The sequence below is a fragment of the Gordonia sp. BP-119 genome, from assembly GCF_016924115.1.
In the GTDB taxonomy this organism is placed as follows: domain Bacteria; phylum Actinomycetota; class Actinomycetes; order Mycobacteriales; family Mycobacteriaceae; genus Gordonia; species Gordonia hongkongensis.
This window is the reverse complement of record NZ_JAFFZF010000016.1, coordinates 44534-61622: the sequence shown is the minus strand read 5'-3', so window position 1 is coordinate 61622 and position 17089 is coordinate 44534. Positions and strand designations below refer to the sequence as shown.

The following is a 17089-nucleotide window of genomic DNA, read 5'->3' as shown; positions in this document are numbered from 1 at the left end:
TCGGCATGAGGATCTCGTTCGTGATCAACGGAACCCGCGGGGACGTCCAACCGGCGACGGTGCTGGCCTGCGCGCTCGCCCGGCGCGGACACGACGTACGTCTCGGGGTGCCGCCCAACATGATCGGGCCGGCTCTGGACTGGGCAGACGGCATCACCGGGCTCGAGGTCGTGCGTCTCGGCGTGGACACCCGGGCCCACCTCGAGTCGGTGGCGCGAGCCCGGAAGCAGGCCGGCCGTCATCCGCTGCGACGGCTGCGCGTGCTGCTGTCGCTCCGGAACGCCGGGTGGGACCAGCTCGTCTCCGACATGGCCGAGGTCGTCGACGGTGCCGATGTCATCGTCACGGGATTGATCACCGAACAGCCCGCTCTCGCCTTCGCCGAGTCCGCCGGCGTCCCCCTGATCTCCCTTCATCACGCGCCGGTGCGGCGTAACAGTCGGGTCGCACCGGTGCCCGGTCACCTCCCGGGCGGACCGCGTGCCGTCCGGACGCAATGGGCCGCCTACGACGCCGCGTTCGCCGTCCTCACCCGACGGCGAGAGCGCCGGCTGCGCATGCACCTCGGGTCGCCCGAGCCGTCGGCGTCCTACGCCGCCCGACTGCGGGCAGCGCCCGGCCTCGAATTGCAGGCCTACGACCCGATGTTCGGCGTGGAGCACGAACGCAGGTGGACCGCCGACTCCGCGGTTCGTCGTCGTCCGACGGTCGGTTTCCTCGGATCGCCGGCAGACCAGCCCGTCGCCGGGTCCGACGCGCTCACGTCCTGGCTCGACGCCGGGGACGCCCCGATCTATGTCGGATTCGGGAGCATGCCGCTGCGGGGAGAGGCGGCCACCTTGCGCGTCGTCACCGAACTCGGTCGGCGGCTCGGTCGACGAGTCCTGGTGTGCGCCGGCTGGACCGAACTGGACGCCGAGGTCCGGGCCGAGATCGCATCCGAGGCGGTGCGGATCGAGTCCCAGGTCGATCACCGCACGGTCTTCGGCCGATGCGCGGTGGTGGTCCACCACGGCGGCGCCGGAACCACGGCGGCCGTTCTGCGCGCGGGCCGGCCGTCGGTCGTCTGCTGGTACGGCGCGGATCAGCCGTTCTGGGGCGTCGAACTCGAACGCCTGGGGGTCGGCGTGGCGATGCCCATGGCCCGCGCGGGACGGGACCTGGACGTGGACCGGTTGACCGACGCCGTCGCGTCGATGCTCGATCCCGCAGCCGCCGAGCGGTCCGGACGGCTCCGCGACGCCCTGGTGGCCGAGGATGTGGCGCTCGGGGACGCCGTGCGCGAGATCGAGCGTTCGGTGACAAGCTCGAGCACGGGGCCACGGCTCCCACCGGGACCACACAGTCACAGCGCAACGAAGGTGGACGTATGACGACGACGAAGTCGCCCATGGCCGAACAACCCGACGCCGGGCGGGTACCGGGTCTGCGTGGCCTCGCAGCCCGGCTCCGCGACGAGCGGGCGGCGATCCGAGGCGAGCGCCTGACCTCCGAGGACGCCCCGTTCTGGTTCGTCACGCCGGCACTCGGCTGGTCGGTGGTGCTCCAGCTCGTGTGGGTGTTCGACGAGGAGGTCTCGATCGAGACGCTGACCGCGATGAACGCCGCGTTCGCGCGAGGGCGCCTCAACCGCATGCTCGTCGTACCGGATGTCGTCGGAGCCCGCCCGCGGTGGGTTGCCGCGCCCGACGCACCCGGGCTGGCCGCCGACAGCCGACCGGTGCCGGAGGCGGAGATCGACGACTGGGCGACCGCCGAGATGTCCTCGGTTCCCCTCGACGCCGAGGGCGGGCGGTGCTGGCGCCTGCGGTCGGCGCCCACCGCGTCGGGTGGAACGGTGGTGTCCCTCTGTGCCCTGCACGTCGTCACCGACGGTCGCGGCATGCTCGCGGCGGCCGCCGAGGCCGCCTCGGCGTCGGAGGTGCCACTGGCTCGCGACGCGGACCGGGCGTCCGGGGCCGATCCGGCGGCGACGACGCGTCCGCCGGTCTCGTGGCGGCGGCAGCGGATCGGCGACCTCGCCGACGCCGGGTCGCAGGCCGGCGCGGTCCTCGCCGGGCTCGTGCGGGCGGCACTCGAGCAGCGCAAGGCCGGTGGCCCCGAACCCGACCCGCGTCCGGTCCGCGCGCCGATAGCCGAACGGTCGCCGGCCGCCGACTTCACCTGGGCGACCGCGACGGTCCCCGCGACGGACTTCGACCGGGTCGCCGCCGAGCACGACGGCACCGCGAACACGCTGTTCATCGCGGTGGTCACCGGCTTGCTGCGCTCCAGTGGCCATGCGCCGCTGCCGAATCCGATCAAGGTCGGGGTCCCCGTCGACCGTCGTGAGAGCGAGGCGGACACCCGGTCCAACCCGATCGCCGGTGTGTCGGTGTACCTCACCGACGAGCCGGTCGCCGGTGGCGATCTCGGCGGCATCCGGGCGGCGTGCAAGGCGGCTTTCGTCCGGCTGTCGGAGGGTCGCCGGGCACCGCACATCCACCTGCGGCCGTTGGCCTGGTTCCTGCCGCCCGCGGTCATCGTGAAGCTGGTCAGCGCGGGCAACGGGATCCCCGACGCGGTGATCTCCAACCTCGGCGACATCCCCCCGGAGGCAACGGTGCTCGGCGGGCGGTCGGCGCGCAAGGTCGCATTCCGCGGCATGGCTCAGGGCGTCGACGCCTCGGTCGGCCAGCGCTTCGGTGACGGCGTCCAGTCGTGGCTGGTCCGCACCCGTGATCAGGTGACCTTCACCGTGCTCGGTTGCGACGAGACGAGTTTTCCCTCCGATGCCGTGGTCGCGGACCTGCTCGACCGGGAACTGACGGCCTGGGGTCTGCCCCATGAGATCTGGTGATCATGACACCTCGTGAAGCTGAGGAGCACACGTGACGGCAACGGCAACCGACACCCGTCCCGCCGAGGTACTCCGCGTGACCGGCCCCGACGAGTCGTACCTGCTCGTCGCGGAACTGTTCGGGATGGGTGCGCCCATCCAGATCACCTGGGTCTTCGACGACGACCCGGGGGACGCGGCGATCGAGTCGTTGTGCGCCGGACTCGCGGCCGGGCCGCTGCATCGTGCGGTGTCGCGCCGTCGGGTCCCGTTCGCCCGGCACCGCTGGGTGCGATCGACGATGCCGGTCCGACCCGGGCCGGTGGCGGTCGTCGAGGCCGACGCCGTCGGGGAGTGGGCCGACGCCGTCCTCCGCGCGAGCCGTCTCGATCCCGTGCGGGGAACCGGTTGGCAGCTCGACTCGGCCCGGATCCGCGGCGGCGGGCGCGCGGTGTCCCTGCTCGCCTCCCACATGATCACCGACGGTCACGGCCTCTACCGGCTGGTGGCCGACGCCGCGGCGGGCCGCACCGCCGGTCTGCCCGCTCCCGTCAGCGGACACTCCTGGGAGGCGGTCCGCGCCGACGCCGCCGACGCCGCCGAGTCGGTGCGCGCAGCCGCCCGATCAGCGCGAATCCTGATCCGCGAGGCCCGGGCGGCGCGAGGCACCGACACCGGGTCCGCCGACACCCGATCCGCGCCGGGATCGTCGCGCACCACGCGTCCGTCGAGACCGCGGTCCGCGCCCGAGCCGGACACCACGCTGGCGACGGTCGACGTCTCGGCAACCGAATGGGCGGCGCGCGCCACCGAGCACGGCGGCACCGGCAACTCCCTGTTCACCGCCTTGCTCGCCGGTATCGTGCACCGTTCGGGTCGCCCGCTCGACGGTCCGATGAAGGTGTGCATAGCGGTCAGCAAGCGGGACGGCGACGACGACAACCGCGCCAATGCGTCGGGCGGGGTGTGGATCCGCCTTGCCGACCGCGTCGAGCCGGACACCGACCTCACCGCCATCCGGTCATCGAGCAAACGGGCCTTCGTCGACTACGCCGAGTCCGGGGCCGATCAGGCCGCCGACAACCTGCAGCCGATCGTGCGCATCCTGCCGAGACGACTCATCGGTCGGTTGATGCGCGGAATTCCCGGACCCGACACCACCGTGTCGAATCTCGGGGCCACGCCCGACTCGGCGATGCGGATCGGCGGTCACACGGCGTCCCGGTTCGCCATCCGCGCGGTGATGCAGGGGATGCCCGCCCAGGAGCGGCGCGAACGCGGCCCGGCGGTCGCCGCCTGGGCGGTCACCTACGGCGACACCGTCACGCTCACGTTCTTCGGCATCGACCCCGACGATTTCGGCGATCCCGTCCGGCTGCGCACACTGATCGCCGACGAGTTGACCGCCTGGCGGATCGGACATCGATTCTGGTGACGCCGGCACACATCGCGATCATTCTGTACGGCAGCCGGGGCGACATCCAGCCCGGTATCTGCCTCGCCCTCGAACTCCAGGTGCGCGGCCACCGCGTGAGCGCCCTCGTCCCGCCGAACCTGGCCGGCCTCGCGCGGGCCACCGGCGTCCGCGACGTCCACGAGATCGGTCTGGACTCCGACACCGCGTGGTCGTCGGAGGACGCGCGGTCGGCGCGCAACAGTCGTAACCCATTGGCGCGGATGGCGTTTGCGTTGCGGACGGTCCGCGGCGGATTCGACGCCCTGGACGCCGCGCTCGAGCGACTCTTCATCGCGGGTACGGCGCCGCTGCACGACACCGACCTCCTCGTCGTCGCGCCGCTGTGCCAGGACCGCGGGCTGGCGGTCGCCGAACATCTGGGCATCCCGCTGACCGTGCTGAGATACGGCCCGATGTCGGAGAACGGACTCCTCGGCGCCGTACCGGGACTCACCGACAGATGGTCGCCGGAGTGGAAGCGGCGCTCCTGGCGCCTCGCCGACCGGTTGACCTGGGCCGCGACCGGATGGAACGAGAATCGGTTCCGGCGCCGACTCGGGCTCGACCGGGCTCGGCGACCGCTGCCGGTGCGGCTGAACGCCTCCGGGATCCCCCAGATCCAGGCCTACGATGCGGAGATGGTTCCGGGCCTCGCCGCGGAGTGGGACGATCGCAAACCCGTCGTCGGATTCTTCGACCTGCCCGCGGGAAGCCGGGCGGGTATCTCCGAGATCGACGCCGGGGCAACCGATCTCGGCCGATGGCTGGCCGCCGGCGAAGCTCCGCTGTTCGTGACGTTCGGCAGCATGCCGATCCTCGACCCGGAGGCTCTGATCGCCCGCTGGCGGACAGCCGCCCGTGCCCAGGGGGTGCGCTGCCTCATCGCCATGGGAGATCCGACCGGAGTCGATCCCGACGACCCGGACGTGTTCTACGTCGCGGGTGTCGACCACGCGTCGGTCCTGCCGCGATGCGCGGCCGCAGTCCATCACGGCGGCGCCGGCACCACCGCGGCGAGTCTGCGGGCCGGCCTCCCCACCCTGGTTTGCGCGGTCACCGCCGATCAGCCGTTCTGGGGTGAACGGGTCCGTGCCCTGGGCGTCGGGGCGGCCGTCCGGCTGTCGAGTTTCACCGACGACGACGCGCGCGCGGGTCTCGCGGTCCTGTTCGACGACGGAACCCGTTTGGCCGCTGCTGCTCTCGCCCGCCGGATGACGCCCGCCGACAAGGCCGTCGCGGCGGCCGCCGACATCTGCGAAGCCCGGCTGACCTAGAACCGGCACCCACGACCGCTCAGACGACTGCGGCCACCGACCCTCTCGGGTCGGTGGCCGCAGGCGTCGTCTGGCAGGTTACTCGCCGAAGGCCTCGTCGAGGATCTCCTGCTGCTCCACCGCGTGGACCTTGCTCGATCCCGACGACGGCGCGGACATCGCGCGGCGCGAGACCCGGCGCAGTCCGCCGAGCACATCCGGCAGCACCTCGGGCAGCCAGAGGCCGAGGAACGGCCACGGACCCTGATTCGCGGGCTCTTCCTGGACCCACCGGAACTCACTCGCGTTGCCGTACTGCTCGAGCGTCTTGCGCAGGCGGCGGTGCGGCACCGGGTAGAGCTGCTCGATGCGCACGACCGCGATGTCGTCGCGCTTCTCCTTGTCGCGTCGCGCGGCGAGTTCGTAGTAGAGCTTGCCGCTCACCAACAGGACGCGCTTCACCTTGCTGCGGTCCGCGCCGTCCTTGAGGAAGTGCGGGTCGTCGATCACCGAACGGAACTTGTCCTCGGTGAAGTCCTCGACCGGGCTCACCGCGGCCTTGTTGCGCAGCATCGACTTCGGGGTGAAGACGATGAGCGGACGGCTGATGCCGTCGAGCACGTGGCGGCGCAGCAGGTGGAAGTAGCTCGCCGGCGTCGACGGCAGGGCCACCGTCATCGAACCCTCGGCGCACAGCTGCAGGAACCGTTCGATGCGGCCCGAGGTGTGGTCGGGTCCCTGTCCTTCGTGACCGTGCGGCAGCAGCAGCACGACGTCGGAGAGCTGGCCCCACTTGGCCTCACCCGACGAGATGAACTCGTCGATGATGGACTGCGCGCCGTTGACGAAGTCGCCGAACTGCGCTTCCCAGACCACGAGAGCGTCCGGGTTGCCGACCGAGTAGCCGTACTCGAACCCGACGACCGCGAACTCCGAGAGCGGGGAGTCGTAGACCATGAACCGGCCGCCGTTGCTCTCCTCGTCTGCGGGCTGCAGGTGGTTGAGGGGGGTGTACTCCGAGCCGGTGCTGCGGTCGATGAGCACCGAGTGGCGCTGGGTGAAGGTGCCACGGCGCGAATCCTGGCCGGACAGACGCACGGTGCGCCCCTCCATGACCAGCGACCCGAAGGCCAGCAGTTCGGCGAACGCCCAGTCGATGTTGCCCTTGCGGGCGGCCTCGGCGCGACGCTCCAGGACCGGCTTCACACGCGGGTGCGGGGTGAAACCGTCGGGCACGTTGACGAACGCGTCGCCGATGAGCTCGAGCGTCTTGCTGTCGACCGCGGTCACCAACTTCGTCGGCAGCGTCTGGTCGGCCTCGACCGAGGGCGACGGCTCGACACTGAACTTCTCGAGTTCCTTGACTTCGTTGAAGACGCGCTCGAGCTGTCCCTGGTAGTCGCGCAGAGCGTCCTCGGCCTCCTTGGTCGAGATGTCACCGCGGCCGATGAGGGCTTCGGTGTAGCTCTTGCGGACGCCGCGCTTGGTGTCGATCACCTCGTACATCGCCGGCTGCGTCATCGACGGGTCGTCGCCCTCGTTGTGTCCGCGACGGCGGAAGCACACGAGGTCGATGACGACGTCCTTGTGGAACGCCTGGCGGTAGTCGACGGCGAGCTTCGCGGCCCAGACGCAGGCCTCGGGGTCGTCGCTGTTGACGTGGAAGATCGGTGCGCCGATCATCTTCGCCACGTCGGTGCAGTACTCGGTCGAGCGCGAGTGTTCCGGTGCGGTGGTGAAGCCGACCTGGTTGTTCACCACGATGTGCACGGTGCCGCCGGTGCGGTAACCGGGCAGCATCGCCATGTTGAGCGTCTCGGCGACCACACCCTGACCGGCGAACGCCGCGTCGCCGTGCAGCATGAGCGGGAGGATCGGGAACCGATCGTCCTCGTCCATGAGGTCCTGCTTGGCGCGCACCAGGCCCTCCAGCACCGGGTCGACTGCCTCGAGGTGGCTGGGGTTGGCGGTCAGCGACACGTTGATCTCGTTGTCGCCGAACATCTGGTAGTACTTGCCCTCGGCGCCGAGGTGGTACTTCACGTCGCCCGATCCGTGCGCCTGCGACGGGTTCAGGTTGCCCTCGAACTCGGTGAAGATCTTCGAGTACGGCTTGCCGACGATGTTGGCGAGCACGTTCAGACGGCCGCGGTGCGGCATGCCGATGACCACCTCGGAGAGGCTGTGCTCGGCGCTCTGGTCGATCACCGCGTCCATCATCGGGATGACCGACTCGGCGCCCTCGAGCGAGAAGCGCTTCTGCCCGACGTACTTGGTCTGCAGGAACGTCTCGAACGCCTCGGCGGCGTTGAGCTTGCTCAGGATGTACTTCTGCTCACCGACCGGCGGCTTGACGTGCTTGATCTCGACGCGTTCCTGCAGCCACTTCTGCTGCTCGGGCTCGAGGATGTGGGTGTACTCGACACCGACGTGCCGGCAGTACGCGTCGCGCAGGATCGACAGCACGTCCCGCAGCTTCATCTTCTCCTGGCCGTGGAACCCGCCGACCTTGAAGCTGCGGTCGAGATCCCACAGCGTCAGCCCGTAGTTCTGGATGTCCAGATCCGGATGGCTGCTGCGCGCATCGCTGTCCATCATGAGGGGATCGATGTCGGCCATCAGGTGGCCGCGGCTGCGGTAGGCCGCGATCAGCTCGAGGACGCGGGTGCTCTTGTCGACGAGGCCGGCGGGCAGGTCGCGACGCCAGCGGATCGGCTCGTAGGGCACGTGGAACGCGGTGAAGATCTCGTCGTAGAAGGCGTCGTCGATCAGCAGCTCGTGGATGGTGCGGAGGAAATCGCCCGACTCCGCGCCCTGGATGATCCGGTGATCGTAGGTCGACGTCAGGGTCATCAGCTTGCCGACGCCGAGTTCGGCGATCTGCTCGTCGCTCGCGCCCTGGAACTCCGCCGGGTACTCCATCGCGCCGGCGCCGATGATGGCGCCCTGGCCCTTCATCAGGCGCGGCACCGAGTGCACGGTGCCGATCGTGCCCGGGTTGGTGAGCGAGATGGTGACGCCGGAGAAGTCGGCCGCGCCGAGCTTGCCGTCGCGGGCGCGACGGACGATGTCCTGGTACGCCGTGTAGAACTCGGCGAAGCCCATCGTCTCGCATTCCTTGATCGCGGCGACGACCAAGGTGCGGTTGCCATCCTTGCCGACCAGGTCGATGGCCAGGCCGAGGTTGGTGTGCGCGGGTGTGACGACGTTCGGCTTGCCGTCGATCTCGGCGAAGTGCCGGTTCATGTTCGGGAACGCCTTGATGGCCTGCACGATCGCGTAACCCAGGATGTGGGTGAAGCTGATCTTGCCGCCTCGGGTCCGCGCGAGGTGGTTGTTGACGACGATCCGGTTGTCGATCATCGCCTTGGCGGGCACCGCACGGACGCTGGTGGCCGTCGGGATCTCCAACGACAGCGCCATGTTCTTCGCGATGGCCGCGGCGGGACCGCGCAGGACCTTGTTGCCGTCGGCGCTCTCGGACTTCTGTGCGTCCGACTTCGCGGACCCGGACTTCTGGGCCTCGGGCGCGGCGGTCTTGCCCGCCTCGGGCTTGGGCTGCGAGCGGGCCGACCCGTCGCGGCTGGCGACGCTGTGCCCCGACGCCGCCTTCGTGGCGGTCGACTCCTTGGCGGGGGTGGGTTTGCGCGGTGCCGTGCGCGCCGGGGTCTGATCCAGGGTGACCTGCTTGCGCGGCGTGGTCTCGGTGGCCGGCGCGGAGGTGTTGCGTGCCGACCCGTTGGTCGACGCACTCGTGGTCGAGGAGGAGGACGAGGTGGCCGCTGTGGTGGCCGAAGTCTTTGCGGCAGTGGGCTTTGCGGAATTCGAGGGCGGAGCGGCGGCCGGGGCGGAGCCACCGTTGTCGCCGGGTTCGTAGTTCTTCAGTAGTTCGTGCCAACTCGGGTCGACCGAGTTCGGGTCTTCTTGGTATTGCTGGTACATTTCCTCGACCAGCCACGTGTTCTGTCCGAAGTCTGAAATCGAACTGCTGCTCACAGCGGTATCTCGCCTCAATTCCCTGAAGGTGCCGGGTTCTCTGCCACGCGTCGTCTCTTGTGGAGACTATCGGTGAACCACCTGACGATGCTACGCGTCGTCGACTCGCTCACACCTACCGACCTGTTACTACGGAGTCAGTTCCGAGGTGGCCCGCGTGACCGCCGTGGCGGCCCTCCGTGCGCTGGTCGGAGCGGGTGAGTCGGGGCGGGGCACCGCCGGCTCGTCGGGATCGACACCGGCATCCCAGAAGCCGCGGTACCTCTGTCCCAACGCGAGCAGCTCCTCGTGTGTTCCGAGTTCGACGATCCGTCCGCCGTCCACCACCGCGATGGTGTCTGCGCGGGCGGCCGTGGCCAGTCGGTGGGCGACGATCACCGACGTGCGGTGCCGGGTCACCGCCCGTCCGGCGGCGAGGACCTGCGCCTCGGTGGCCTGGTCGAGGGTCGCGGTCGCCTCGTCGAGCAGCAGCAGATCGGGCTCGACGAGTTCGGCCCGGGCCAGTGCGATGAGTTGGCGCTGGCCCGAGCTCAGCCCCTGGCCGCGTTCCCCGATGGGATGGTTCATCCGGCCGGGCAGGGCGGTGATCATGCGCAGTGCGCCGACCGCGGCGGCGGCGTCGACGATCGCGGCCCGATCGGCGTCGGGCCGGCCGTAGGCGATGTTCTCGGCGACGGTGCCGGTGAACAGGTGCGGCTCCTGCGGGACGAGGCCGAGCCGCCGCCGATATCCGGCGAGTTCGTAGTCACCGATGTCGGTGCCGTCGACAAGTACCCGTCCGGTGGTCGGATCGTAGAAGCGCGCCAGCAGCTTGACGATCGTCGACTTGCCGGCACCCGTCCGGCCGACCAGGGCGAGCGACGACCCGGCCGGGATGTGCAGGTCGACGGCGGACAGCGCATCCGTCGTCGAACCCTGGTAGCGGAATCCGACCCGGTCGAAGTCGACGACGCCGTCGAACCCGCCGTGTGGCGGGGACTCGGCTCTCGCCGAGGTGCGCAGCGAACTCGGCGTGCGCAGCAGGTCGCCGATCCGGCGGAGCCCCACGGCCGCCTGCTGGTAGCCGTCGAAGACCTGCGAGAGCTGTTGCACCGGACCGAACAGCATCGTCAGGTAGAGGACGAAGGCGACGAGTGTGCCCGCCGAGAGCGAACCCGACGCCACCTGCCCGGCGCCGACGCCCAGCGCGATCGCGGTCGCGATGTCGGACATGAGCTGGATGAGCGGGAAGTACGAGGCGATCGCCCGCTGCGAGACCATCCGGGCCTCGACCCATTCTCCGGAGCGACGCGCGAACCGGGCCTGGGCGTCGTCGGTGCGCAGGTAGGTCTGCGTGGTCTTGATGCCGGCGATGTTCTCCTGGAAGTCCGCATTGACGACGCTGATCAGTTCGCGCGAGCGCGTGTAGGCGCGGCTTGCGACGCGGCGGAAGACGACCGTCGCGGCGATCAGGAGGGGGAAGACGGGCAGCACCAGGAGTCCGAGCAGCGGGCCGGTGATCAGGAGCGCGACACTGACGCCGACGAGCGTCAGCACCGCCACGATCGCCGAGGTCAGTCCGGTTTGCAGGAACGTCGACAAGGCGTCGATGTCGGTCGTCATCCGGGTCATGATCCGGCCCGACAGCTCGCGCTCGTAGTAGTCGAGTCCGAGGCGCTGGATGTGGGCATAACTGCGGATCCGCAGTCCGAACAGCACCCGTTCGCCGGCCCTGGTCGAGGTGATCGCCATCGACGACGCGGCGACCCAGCCGACTCCGACCAGTACGACGCCGCCGACCGCGGCCCACATCAGGGTCGACCCCTCGGTGTGTCCGGTCGAGTCGATGACCGCCCGGGCGATGCTCGGGAAGGCCAGGCCGACGAGCGTGTCGATGGCGATGGCGAGCAGTGCGGCGGCGAGCAGCCACCGGACCGGCGCGAGGAGTCCGCGCAGGGTGAAGACCGGGTTCTCGCGTCGGGCGGCGGCGACGTCGACCTCTGGCCGCTCGACCGCAGGCGGGAGCGCGTCCACCGAGGCCTGGAGCCGGGGGGTGGCCGGCATCGAACCGAGAGCGCTGGCCACGCCGCCGCCGCGACCGGTCCGTGAGCCCGCCCCCATCGCCGGAGAGGTCCGGGCCGCGACGTCGATCGAGTCGGAAGCAACTTCGGGCCACAGGCTCTCGATCTCGGTCGGGCCCGGTCCGCGCAGCGGTGGCGCGGTGTCGGCGACCGGGGCCGCGCCGGGGATGTCGTCGTGGACGCCATCGGGCGCCGGTTGCGTGGTGCTCGACATCAGCTCGCGGAAGCGCGGTGAGGTCGCCTCGAGTTCGGCGAGCGTCCCCAGCGCGGTGATCCGGCCGTCGTCGAGCACCGCGACGCGATCGGCGAGGACGAGCGTCGAACGTCGATGGGCGAGGACCAGCATCGTGGCGCGGCGGTCGCGGAGCCCGCCCAGGATGCGCGCCTCGGTGGTGGCGTCCACTGCGGACGTCGCGTCGTCGAGCACGAGGATGCGGGGGTCGGCGAACAGGGCGCGGGCCAGGGCGATTCGCTGACGCTGCCCGCCCGACAGAGTGAGCCCGCGTTCGCCGATGACGGTGTCGTATCCGTCGGGGAGCGCCTCGACGAATTCCGCGGCGTCGGCCGCGGCGGCTGCCGCCCGAACCCGGTCGGCGGCGTCGGCCCCGGCGGCTGCCGGGCCCATCGCGATGTTCGCGGTGATGGTGTCGGAGAACAGGAACGGCTCGTCGAACACGACGGCGACGGCACGGTGGAGCGCCTCGGGCGCGAGGTCGTCGATCCGGTACCGGGACGGCTCGTCACCGGTGCTGGCGCCGAGCAGCGAGATCGTTCCGATGTCGGGTCGTTCGAACCGGCTGACCAGGTCGGCGATGGTCGACTTGCCGGAACCGGGCGGACCCACGATCGCCACACATTCGCCCGGCTCGATCCGCAGGTCGATACCGGACAGCACGGCGGGCGGGTCGTCGGCGTCGTGGGTGTGGTGGGCGAACCCCACACCGTCCAGTTCGACGCCCAGGGGGCCGTCGGGCAGCGTGCCGGTCGCGGTGTCGCCCGGATCGTGGGGATGGTCGATGACGTCGTAGACGCGTTCGACGGCCGCCCGCGCCAGCTGGGCGTTGACGATCAGGTTCGTCAGCAGTCGGGCGATGCCGGTCATGGTGGCGACGTACGTGCTGAACGCGACGAAGGTGCCGGCCGTGATCGCGCCGGTCATCGTGAGGTAGCCGCCCACGACGATTACCCCGACCATGCCCAGCTGCGGGATGGCGGCCAGGGTCGGGGCGAATCGAGCATTGATCCGGGCGGCGCGGAGCCGGCGAGCGAACACCGTCCGGCACCGGGTGACGAGGTCGTCGACCGCGCGTTCCTCCTGGCCGAAACCCTTCACGACCCGCACGCCGGTGACGGTCTCCTCCACGTGCTGGGCGACGTCGGCGGCGGCCTGCTGCGCCGACCACGTCGCCGCGAACAGCCGACGCCGGGTACGCCACACCTCGAGGGCGATGAGCGGGGCGATCAGCAACGCCACCCCGGTCAGGAGCGGCGACAGGTACGCCATGATGGCCAGGGCCACGACCATCTGCACCGCGGCGCCCAACGACAGTGGCGCCATGGCCAGCAGACTCTGGACGACCTGGATGTCGGAGATCGAGCGGGACACGATCTGTCCGGTGCGGATCTGGTGCTGGCTGCGGCCGTCGAGGTGCAGCAGGGTGTCGAGGAGTCGGAGTCGCAGCGTGTTCTGCACGTTCACCGCGAGCCGTCCCGCGAACACCCGCCGGCCGAGATGGCAGGCGTAACGGACGACGGCGAAGACGACCAGCGCGACGATCACGGTCTGTAGCGAGAGGCCGTCGTCGACGACGCCGGTGGCGTGGTCGATCGCGGCCTTGGTCAGCAGCGGCATCAGCACGTCCACCCCGACGGCGACCAGGGTGAAGATCATCGTGACGACAGCGACGCGTCGGTATCGCCAGGACTCGCCGACGAGCCGGCGGATCCAGCCGGGCGTGGCTGCCGACTGCGGGGACGGTGCGGCCGCCGCGGTCACCACGAACCGGGTGGGAGCGGATCCGGGGTGGGTGCCTCACTGAAGTCGACGTCGATGACCCACGTCCGGGGTGCCGGCCCGAACGCCTCGCGCGCGTTGTGGACGACCTTCCGGCCGAGGGCGCGACTCCCCACACCACCGATGACCGCACCGATACCGGCGGGCATGAGCTTGCCGAAGATCAGCGGCGCCCGGCGGATCGCGTACTTCTTGACGAGTTTGTTCACCAGGGTCTTGTTCAGTTTGGTGATCGCACCGGATGGCAGGGCGGCTCCACCGAGTCGGCGCAGCGCACCGCCTCCGGTGCCGACCACGCGACCGAGGGCCAGCACACCCTCTTCGCCCAGCGCGACGGTCATGACCAGGGCCTTGCGACGCTCGGACTCGTGCACCGGGATGCCGTGCACCTCGGCGATCGACAGCGCGAGCAGGGCCGACGCCTCGAGGAAGAACGCCGTGTCCCCGGTCATCGCCCCGAACGCGGTCATCGTGCCGACACCGGGCACCGCGGCCGCCGCGCCGACGGCGCCGCCGGAACCGGTGACCGCGTTCAGATAACGCTTCTCGAGCCGCTCGATGATCTGCGCGGGTGAGTCGTCGGGGTACTTCCGCCGCAGTGAATCGACGTACTTCTTCACCGCGGGTGCCTGCAGTCGCTGTGCCCGGTCCAGGATTCCGCCGGTCACCTCGACGGCCTTGCCGGGGGGCGTACGGCCGTGGTCTGCCGAAAGTCCCTGTGACGCCTTGTCTTTCATTCGGCCGCCGCTCGTTCCGTCGGTACCCAGTCCGCTGCGGGCACGACCTCGGCCGGTGGTGGGGGACCGGGGGGTGTGCCGTCACCGAACGGGCGACCGCCCAGGTCGTCGCGATGGTGTGCGGTGAGCCAGCCGCGGAGGTCCGGGCCCTTCGGCACGATCTGCGTGGGATTCACGTCGGTGTGGACGATGTAGTAGTGCTGTTTGATCTGGGTGAAGTCGGTGGTGTCGCCGAAGCCGGGCGTCTGGAACAGGTCCCGGGCATAGGCCCACAGCACCGGCATCTCGCTCAACTTGCTCCGATTGCACTTGAAGTGGCCGTGATACACCGCGTCGAAGCGCGCCAGGGTGGTGAAGAGCCGGACGTCGGCCTCGGTGATGGTGTCGCCGACCAGGTAACGCTGCGTCGACAACCGCTCGGACAACTCGTCGAGTTTGGTGAACAACCGGTCGTACGCCGCGTCGTAGGCTTCTTGGCTGCCGGCGAATCCGCAGCGGTAGACGCCGTTGTTGACCTCCGTGTAGATGCCGTGGCTGACCTCGTCGATCTCGTCGCGCAGACGCTCCGGGTAGAGCTCCGGCGCGCCGTCGCGATGGAAGGCGGTCCATTCCAGCGAGTAGTCGATGGTGATCTGCGGGAAGTCGTTGGTGACGACCTCGCCGGTCGGCACGTCGACCATCGCCGGCACGGTGATCCCCTTCGGGTAGCCGGGGATCCGCTTCTCGTAGGCGTCCTTGAGTCGCGGGATCTGCAGGACCGGGTCCACTCCGCCGGGGTCGAGGTCGAAGGTCCACGAGTTCTTGTCGTGCGTGGGACCGCACAGCCCGAGCGAGATGGCGTCCTCGAGGCCGAGTAGCCGCCGCACGATGAGGGTCCGGTTGGCCCACGGGCAGGCCCTGGCTGCGACGAGCCGGTACCGACCGGCCTCCACCGGATAGCCGTCCCGGCCGTCGGCGGTGATGCGGGTCTCGATGTACTTCGTGTCCCGGACGAACTCCTCGCCGGTCATCACGTACGAACCCTGTTCGCCCTCGGACGCGGTGCTCTGCTCGGACTCTGTGCTCATGGGCTCCACAGTAATGATCCGGAGCGACATCCCGCCCCGAGCTGCCGCGAAACCCGTGATCGCGCGGGCCGTTCACGAATCGGACAGGTCTAGCATCGAGGAAATGCAGTCGAGCGACGCCGCCCGCGGCCAGAACGCGGGCATCGACGAGATGGTCACCGGCCGCCCGTGGGCCGCGATGCTGGCGCTCTGCGTGGGCTTCTTCATGATCCTCGTCGACATGACGATCGTGGCCGTGGCCCAGCCGCGTATCCAGGCCGACCTCGACACGAATGTCAACGGCGTCGTCTGGGTCACCAGTGCGTACCTGCTCACCTACGCGGTGCCGCTGCTGATCACCGGTCGCCTGGGTGACAAGTTCGGCCCCAAGACGATGTACCAGCTCGGTCTGGCGGTCTTCACCGCGGCCAGCCTCTGGTGCGGCCTGTCGTCGTCGATCGGTGAGCTGATCGCGGCCCGCGGTCTGCAGGGTGTCGGCGCCGCCCTCATCACCCCGCAGACGATGGCGCTGATCACTCGCATCTTCCCGGCCGAGAAGCGCGGCGCCGCAATGGGCGTGTGGGGCACGGTCGCCGGCGTGGCGACCCTCGTCGGTCCGTTGCTCGGCGGCGTGCTGACCGACGCGTTCGGCTGGGAGTGGATCTTCTTCATCAACCTGCCCGTCGGCCTCGCCGGTCTCGTCCTCGCGGCCGTTCTCGTCCCGCGGGTGAGCACGAACGACCACCAGTTCGACTGGATCGGGGTCGGCCTGTCCGCGGTGGGGCTGTCCGCGTTGGTGTTCGGCATCCAGGAGGGGGAGACCTTCGACTGGGATACCTGGATCTGGCTGCTCATCGTCGGCGGAGTCGTGGTCCTGGGGGTCTTCGTCTACTGGCAGTCCCGCATCCGCACCGAGCCCCTGGTCCCGTTGTCGCTGTTCCGCGACCGTAACTTCTCGCTGTCGACCATCGGCATCGCGTCGATGGGCTTCGCCGTGTCGGCGATGATGATCCCCCTGACGTTCTTCCTCCAGCTCGTCGGCGGGATGTCGCCGACGGAGTCGGCGGTCGTTCTGGTGCCGATGGCGGTGCTGACCGGTGTCCTGGCTCCGATCGTGGGCCGGGTGGTCGATCGCGTCCACCCGCGCACGATCGTGTCCTCGGCACTGCTGCTGAACGCGATCGCCATCGCGTGGTTGGGCTTCGTCGCCCGCCCGGAGACCCCGGTCTGGTTGATCGTGATTCCGTTGTGCCTGATGGGTGTGGCCTCGGCCGGTATCTGGGCGCCGCTGGCCGCGACCGCCACCCGCAATCTGCCGTGGCATCAGGCCGGGGCCGGGGCCGGCGTCTACAACACCCTGCGGGTCATCGGTTCGGTTCTCGGCTCCGCCATGATCGGAGCGCTTCTGCAGACCCGGCTGGCGGCCGAGCTGCCCGGCGTCGACGCCGAGAACGCCCAGGACGGTGCGGCCGGGCAACTGCCGGAGTTCCTGCGCGAGGGGTTCGCGACCGCCATGGGGCAGTCGCTCTACCTGCCCGCGGCCGCGCTGCTGATCGGCGTCGTGGCGACCTTCTTCTTCGTCCGGCCCGCGCATCAGACGGTCCCACCGCAGGTCGTCGACCCGTACGCGGTGGGCGCCGACGCCGGTCGGTCCGAGTCGGTGCCGGGGTCGACGGCGTAGGCGAGCGCGCGTCCCACGATCTGTCGGC

General features: G+C 70.1%; 9 protein-coding genes. 5 read left to right on the top strand and 4 right to left on the bottom strand.

The features are described from left to right. Positions 1-20 precede the first annotated feature (20 nt). The 4 genes from JW364_RS11505 to JW364_RS11490 are packed head-to-tail and all read left to right on the top strand — an operon-like array spanning position 21 to position 5548. On the top strand, positions 21-1373 hold the full coding sequence (locus JW364_RS11505; protein ID WP_307814773.1) for a glycosyltransferase: 1353 nt from the start codon (positions 21-23) through the stop codon (positions 1371-1373). Beyond that, positions 1370-2839, top strand: coding sequence for a hypothetical protein (locus tag JW364_RS11500; RefSeq protein WP_205333596.1), 1470 nt, complete (start codon positions 1370-1372; stop codon positions 2837-2839). The genes JW364_RS11505 and JW364_RS11500 overlap by 4 nt, the downstream gene beginning before the upstream one ends. A gap of 31 nt (positions 2840-2870) precedes the next feature. After that, positions 2871-4253, top strand: a complete 1383-nt coding sequence (locus JW364_RS11495) for a hypothetical protein (RefSeq protein ID WP_205333595.1) — start codon at positions 2871-2873, stop codon at positions 4251-4253. Beyond that, complete coding sequence (locus JW364_RS11490; protein WP_205333594.1) at positions 4250-5548, top strand: glycosyltransferase; 1299 nt, start codon at positions 4250-4252, stop codon at positions 5546-5548. Before JW364_RS11495 ends, JW364_RS11490 begins: the two co-directional genes overlap by 4 nt. Positions 5549-5626: 78 nt before the next feature. Here JW364_RS11490 and JW364_RS11485 read toward each other — a convergent pair whose 3' ends face one another. The 4 genes from JW364_RS11485 to JW364_RS11470 all read right to left on the bottom strand — a co-directional run bounded on the left by JW364_RS11485 (position 5627) and on the right by JW364_RS11470 (position 15401). Further along, complete coding sequence (locus JW364_RS11485) at positions 5627-9469, bottom strand: multifunctional oxoglutarate decarboxylase/oxoglutarate dehydrogenase thiamine pyrophosphate-binding subunit/dihydrolipoyllysine-residue succinyltransferase subunit (protein ID WP_240198981.1); 3843 nt, start codon at positions 9467-9469, stop codon at positions 5627-5629. 183 nt (positions 9470-9652) lie between these two features. Continuing rightward, positions 9653-13582: an ABC transporter ATP-binding protein gene (locus JW364_RS11480; RefSeq protein ID WP_205333592.1), complete on the bottom strand. Its 3930-nt coding sequence runs from the start codon at positions 13580-13582 to the stop codon at positions 9653-9655. Then, the gene (locus JW364_RS11475; protein WP_058252736.1) at positions 13576-14334 is read right to left on the bottom strand and encodes a hypothetical protein; all 759 of its coding nucleotides are present in this window, start codon (positions 14332-14334) and stop codon (positions 13576-13578) included. Before JW364_RS11475 ends, JW364_RS11480 begins: the two co-directional genes overlap by 7 nt. Next, entirely contained in the window at positions 14331-15401 is a 1071-nt protein-coding gene (locus JW364_RS11470; protein ID WP_205333591.1) for a glutathione S-transferase family protein, read from the bottom strand. The genes JW364_RS11475 and JW364_RS11470 overlap by 4 nt, the downstream gene beginning before the upstream one ends. A gap of 103 nt (positions 15402-15504) precedes the next feature. Between JW364_RS11470 and JW364_RS11465 the strand changes: the two genes are divergently transcribed. Further along, positions 15505-17061: an MFS transporter gene (locus JW364_RS11465; protein ID WP_065632830.1), complete on the top strand. Its 1557-nt coding sequence runs from the start codon at positions 15505-15507 to the stop codon at positions 17059-17061. Positions 17062-17089 lie beyond the last annotated feature (28 nt).

Coding starts and splice junctions, on each gene's coding strand:
- JW364_RS11485 (WP_240198981.1), bottom strand. CDS start 9,469: ATGTACCAGCAATACCAAGAAGACCCGAACTCGGTCGACCCGAGTTGG.
- JW364_RS11465 (WP_065632830.1), top strand. CDS start 15,505: ATGCAGTCGAGCGACGCCGCCCGCGGCCAGAACGCGGGCATCGACGAG.
- JW364_RS11470 (WP_205333591.1), bottom strand. CDS start 15,401: ATGAGCACAGAGTCCGAGCAGAGCACCGCGTCCGAGGGCGAACAGGGT.
- JW364_RS11500 (WP_205333596.1), top strand. CDS start 1,370: ATGACGACGACGAAGTCGCCCATGGCCGAACAACCCGACGCCGGGCGG.
- JW364_RS11475 (WP_058252736.1), bottom strand. CDS start 14,334: ATGAAAGACAAGGCGTCACAGGGACTTTCGGCAGACCACGGCCGTACG.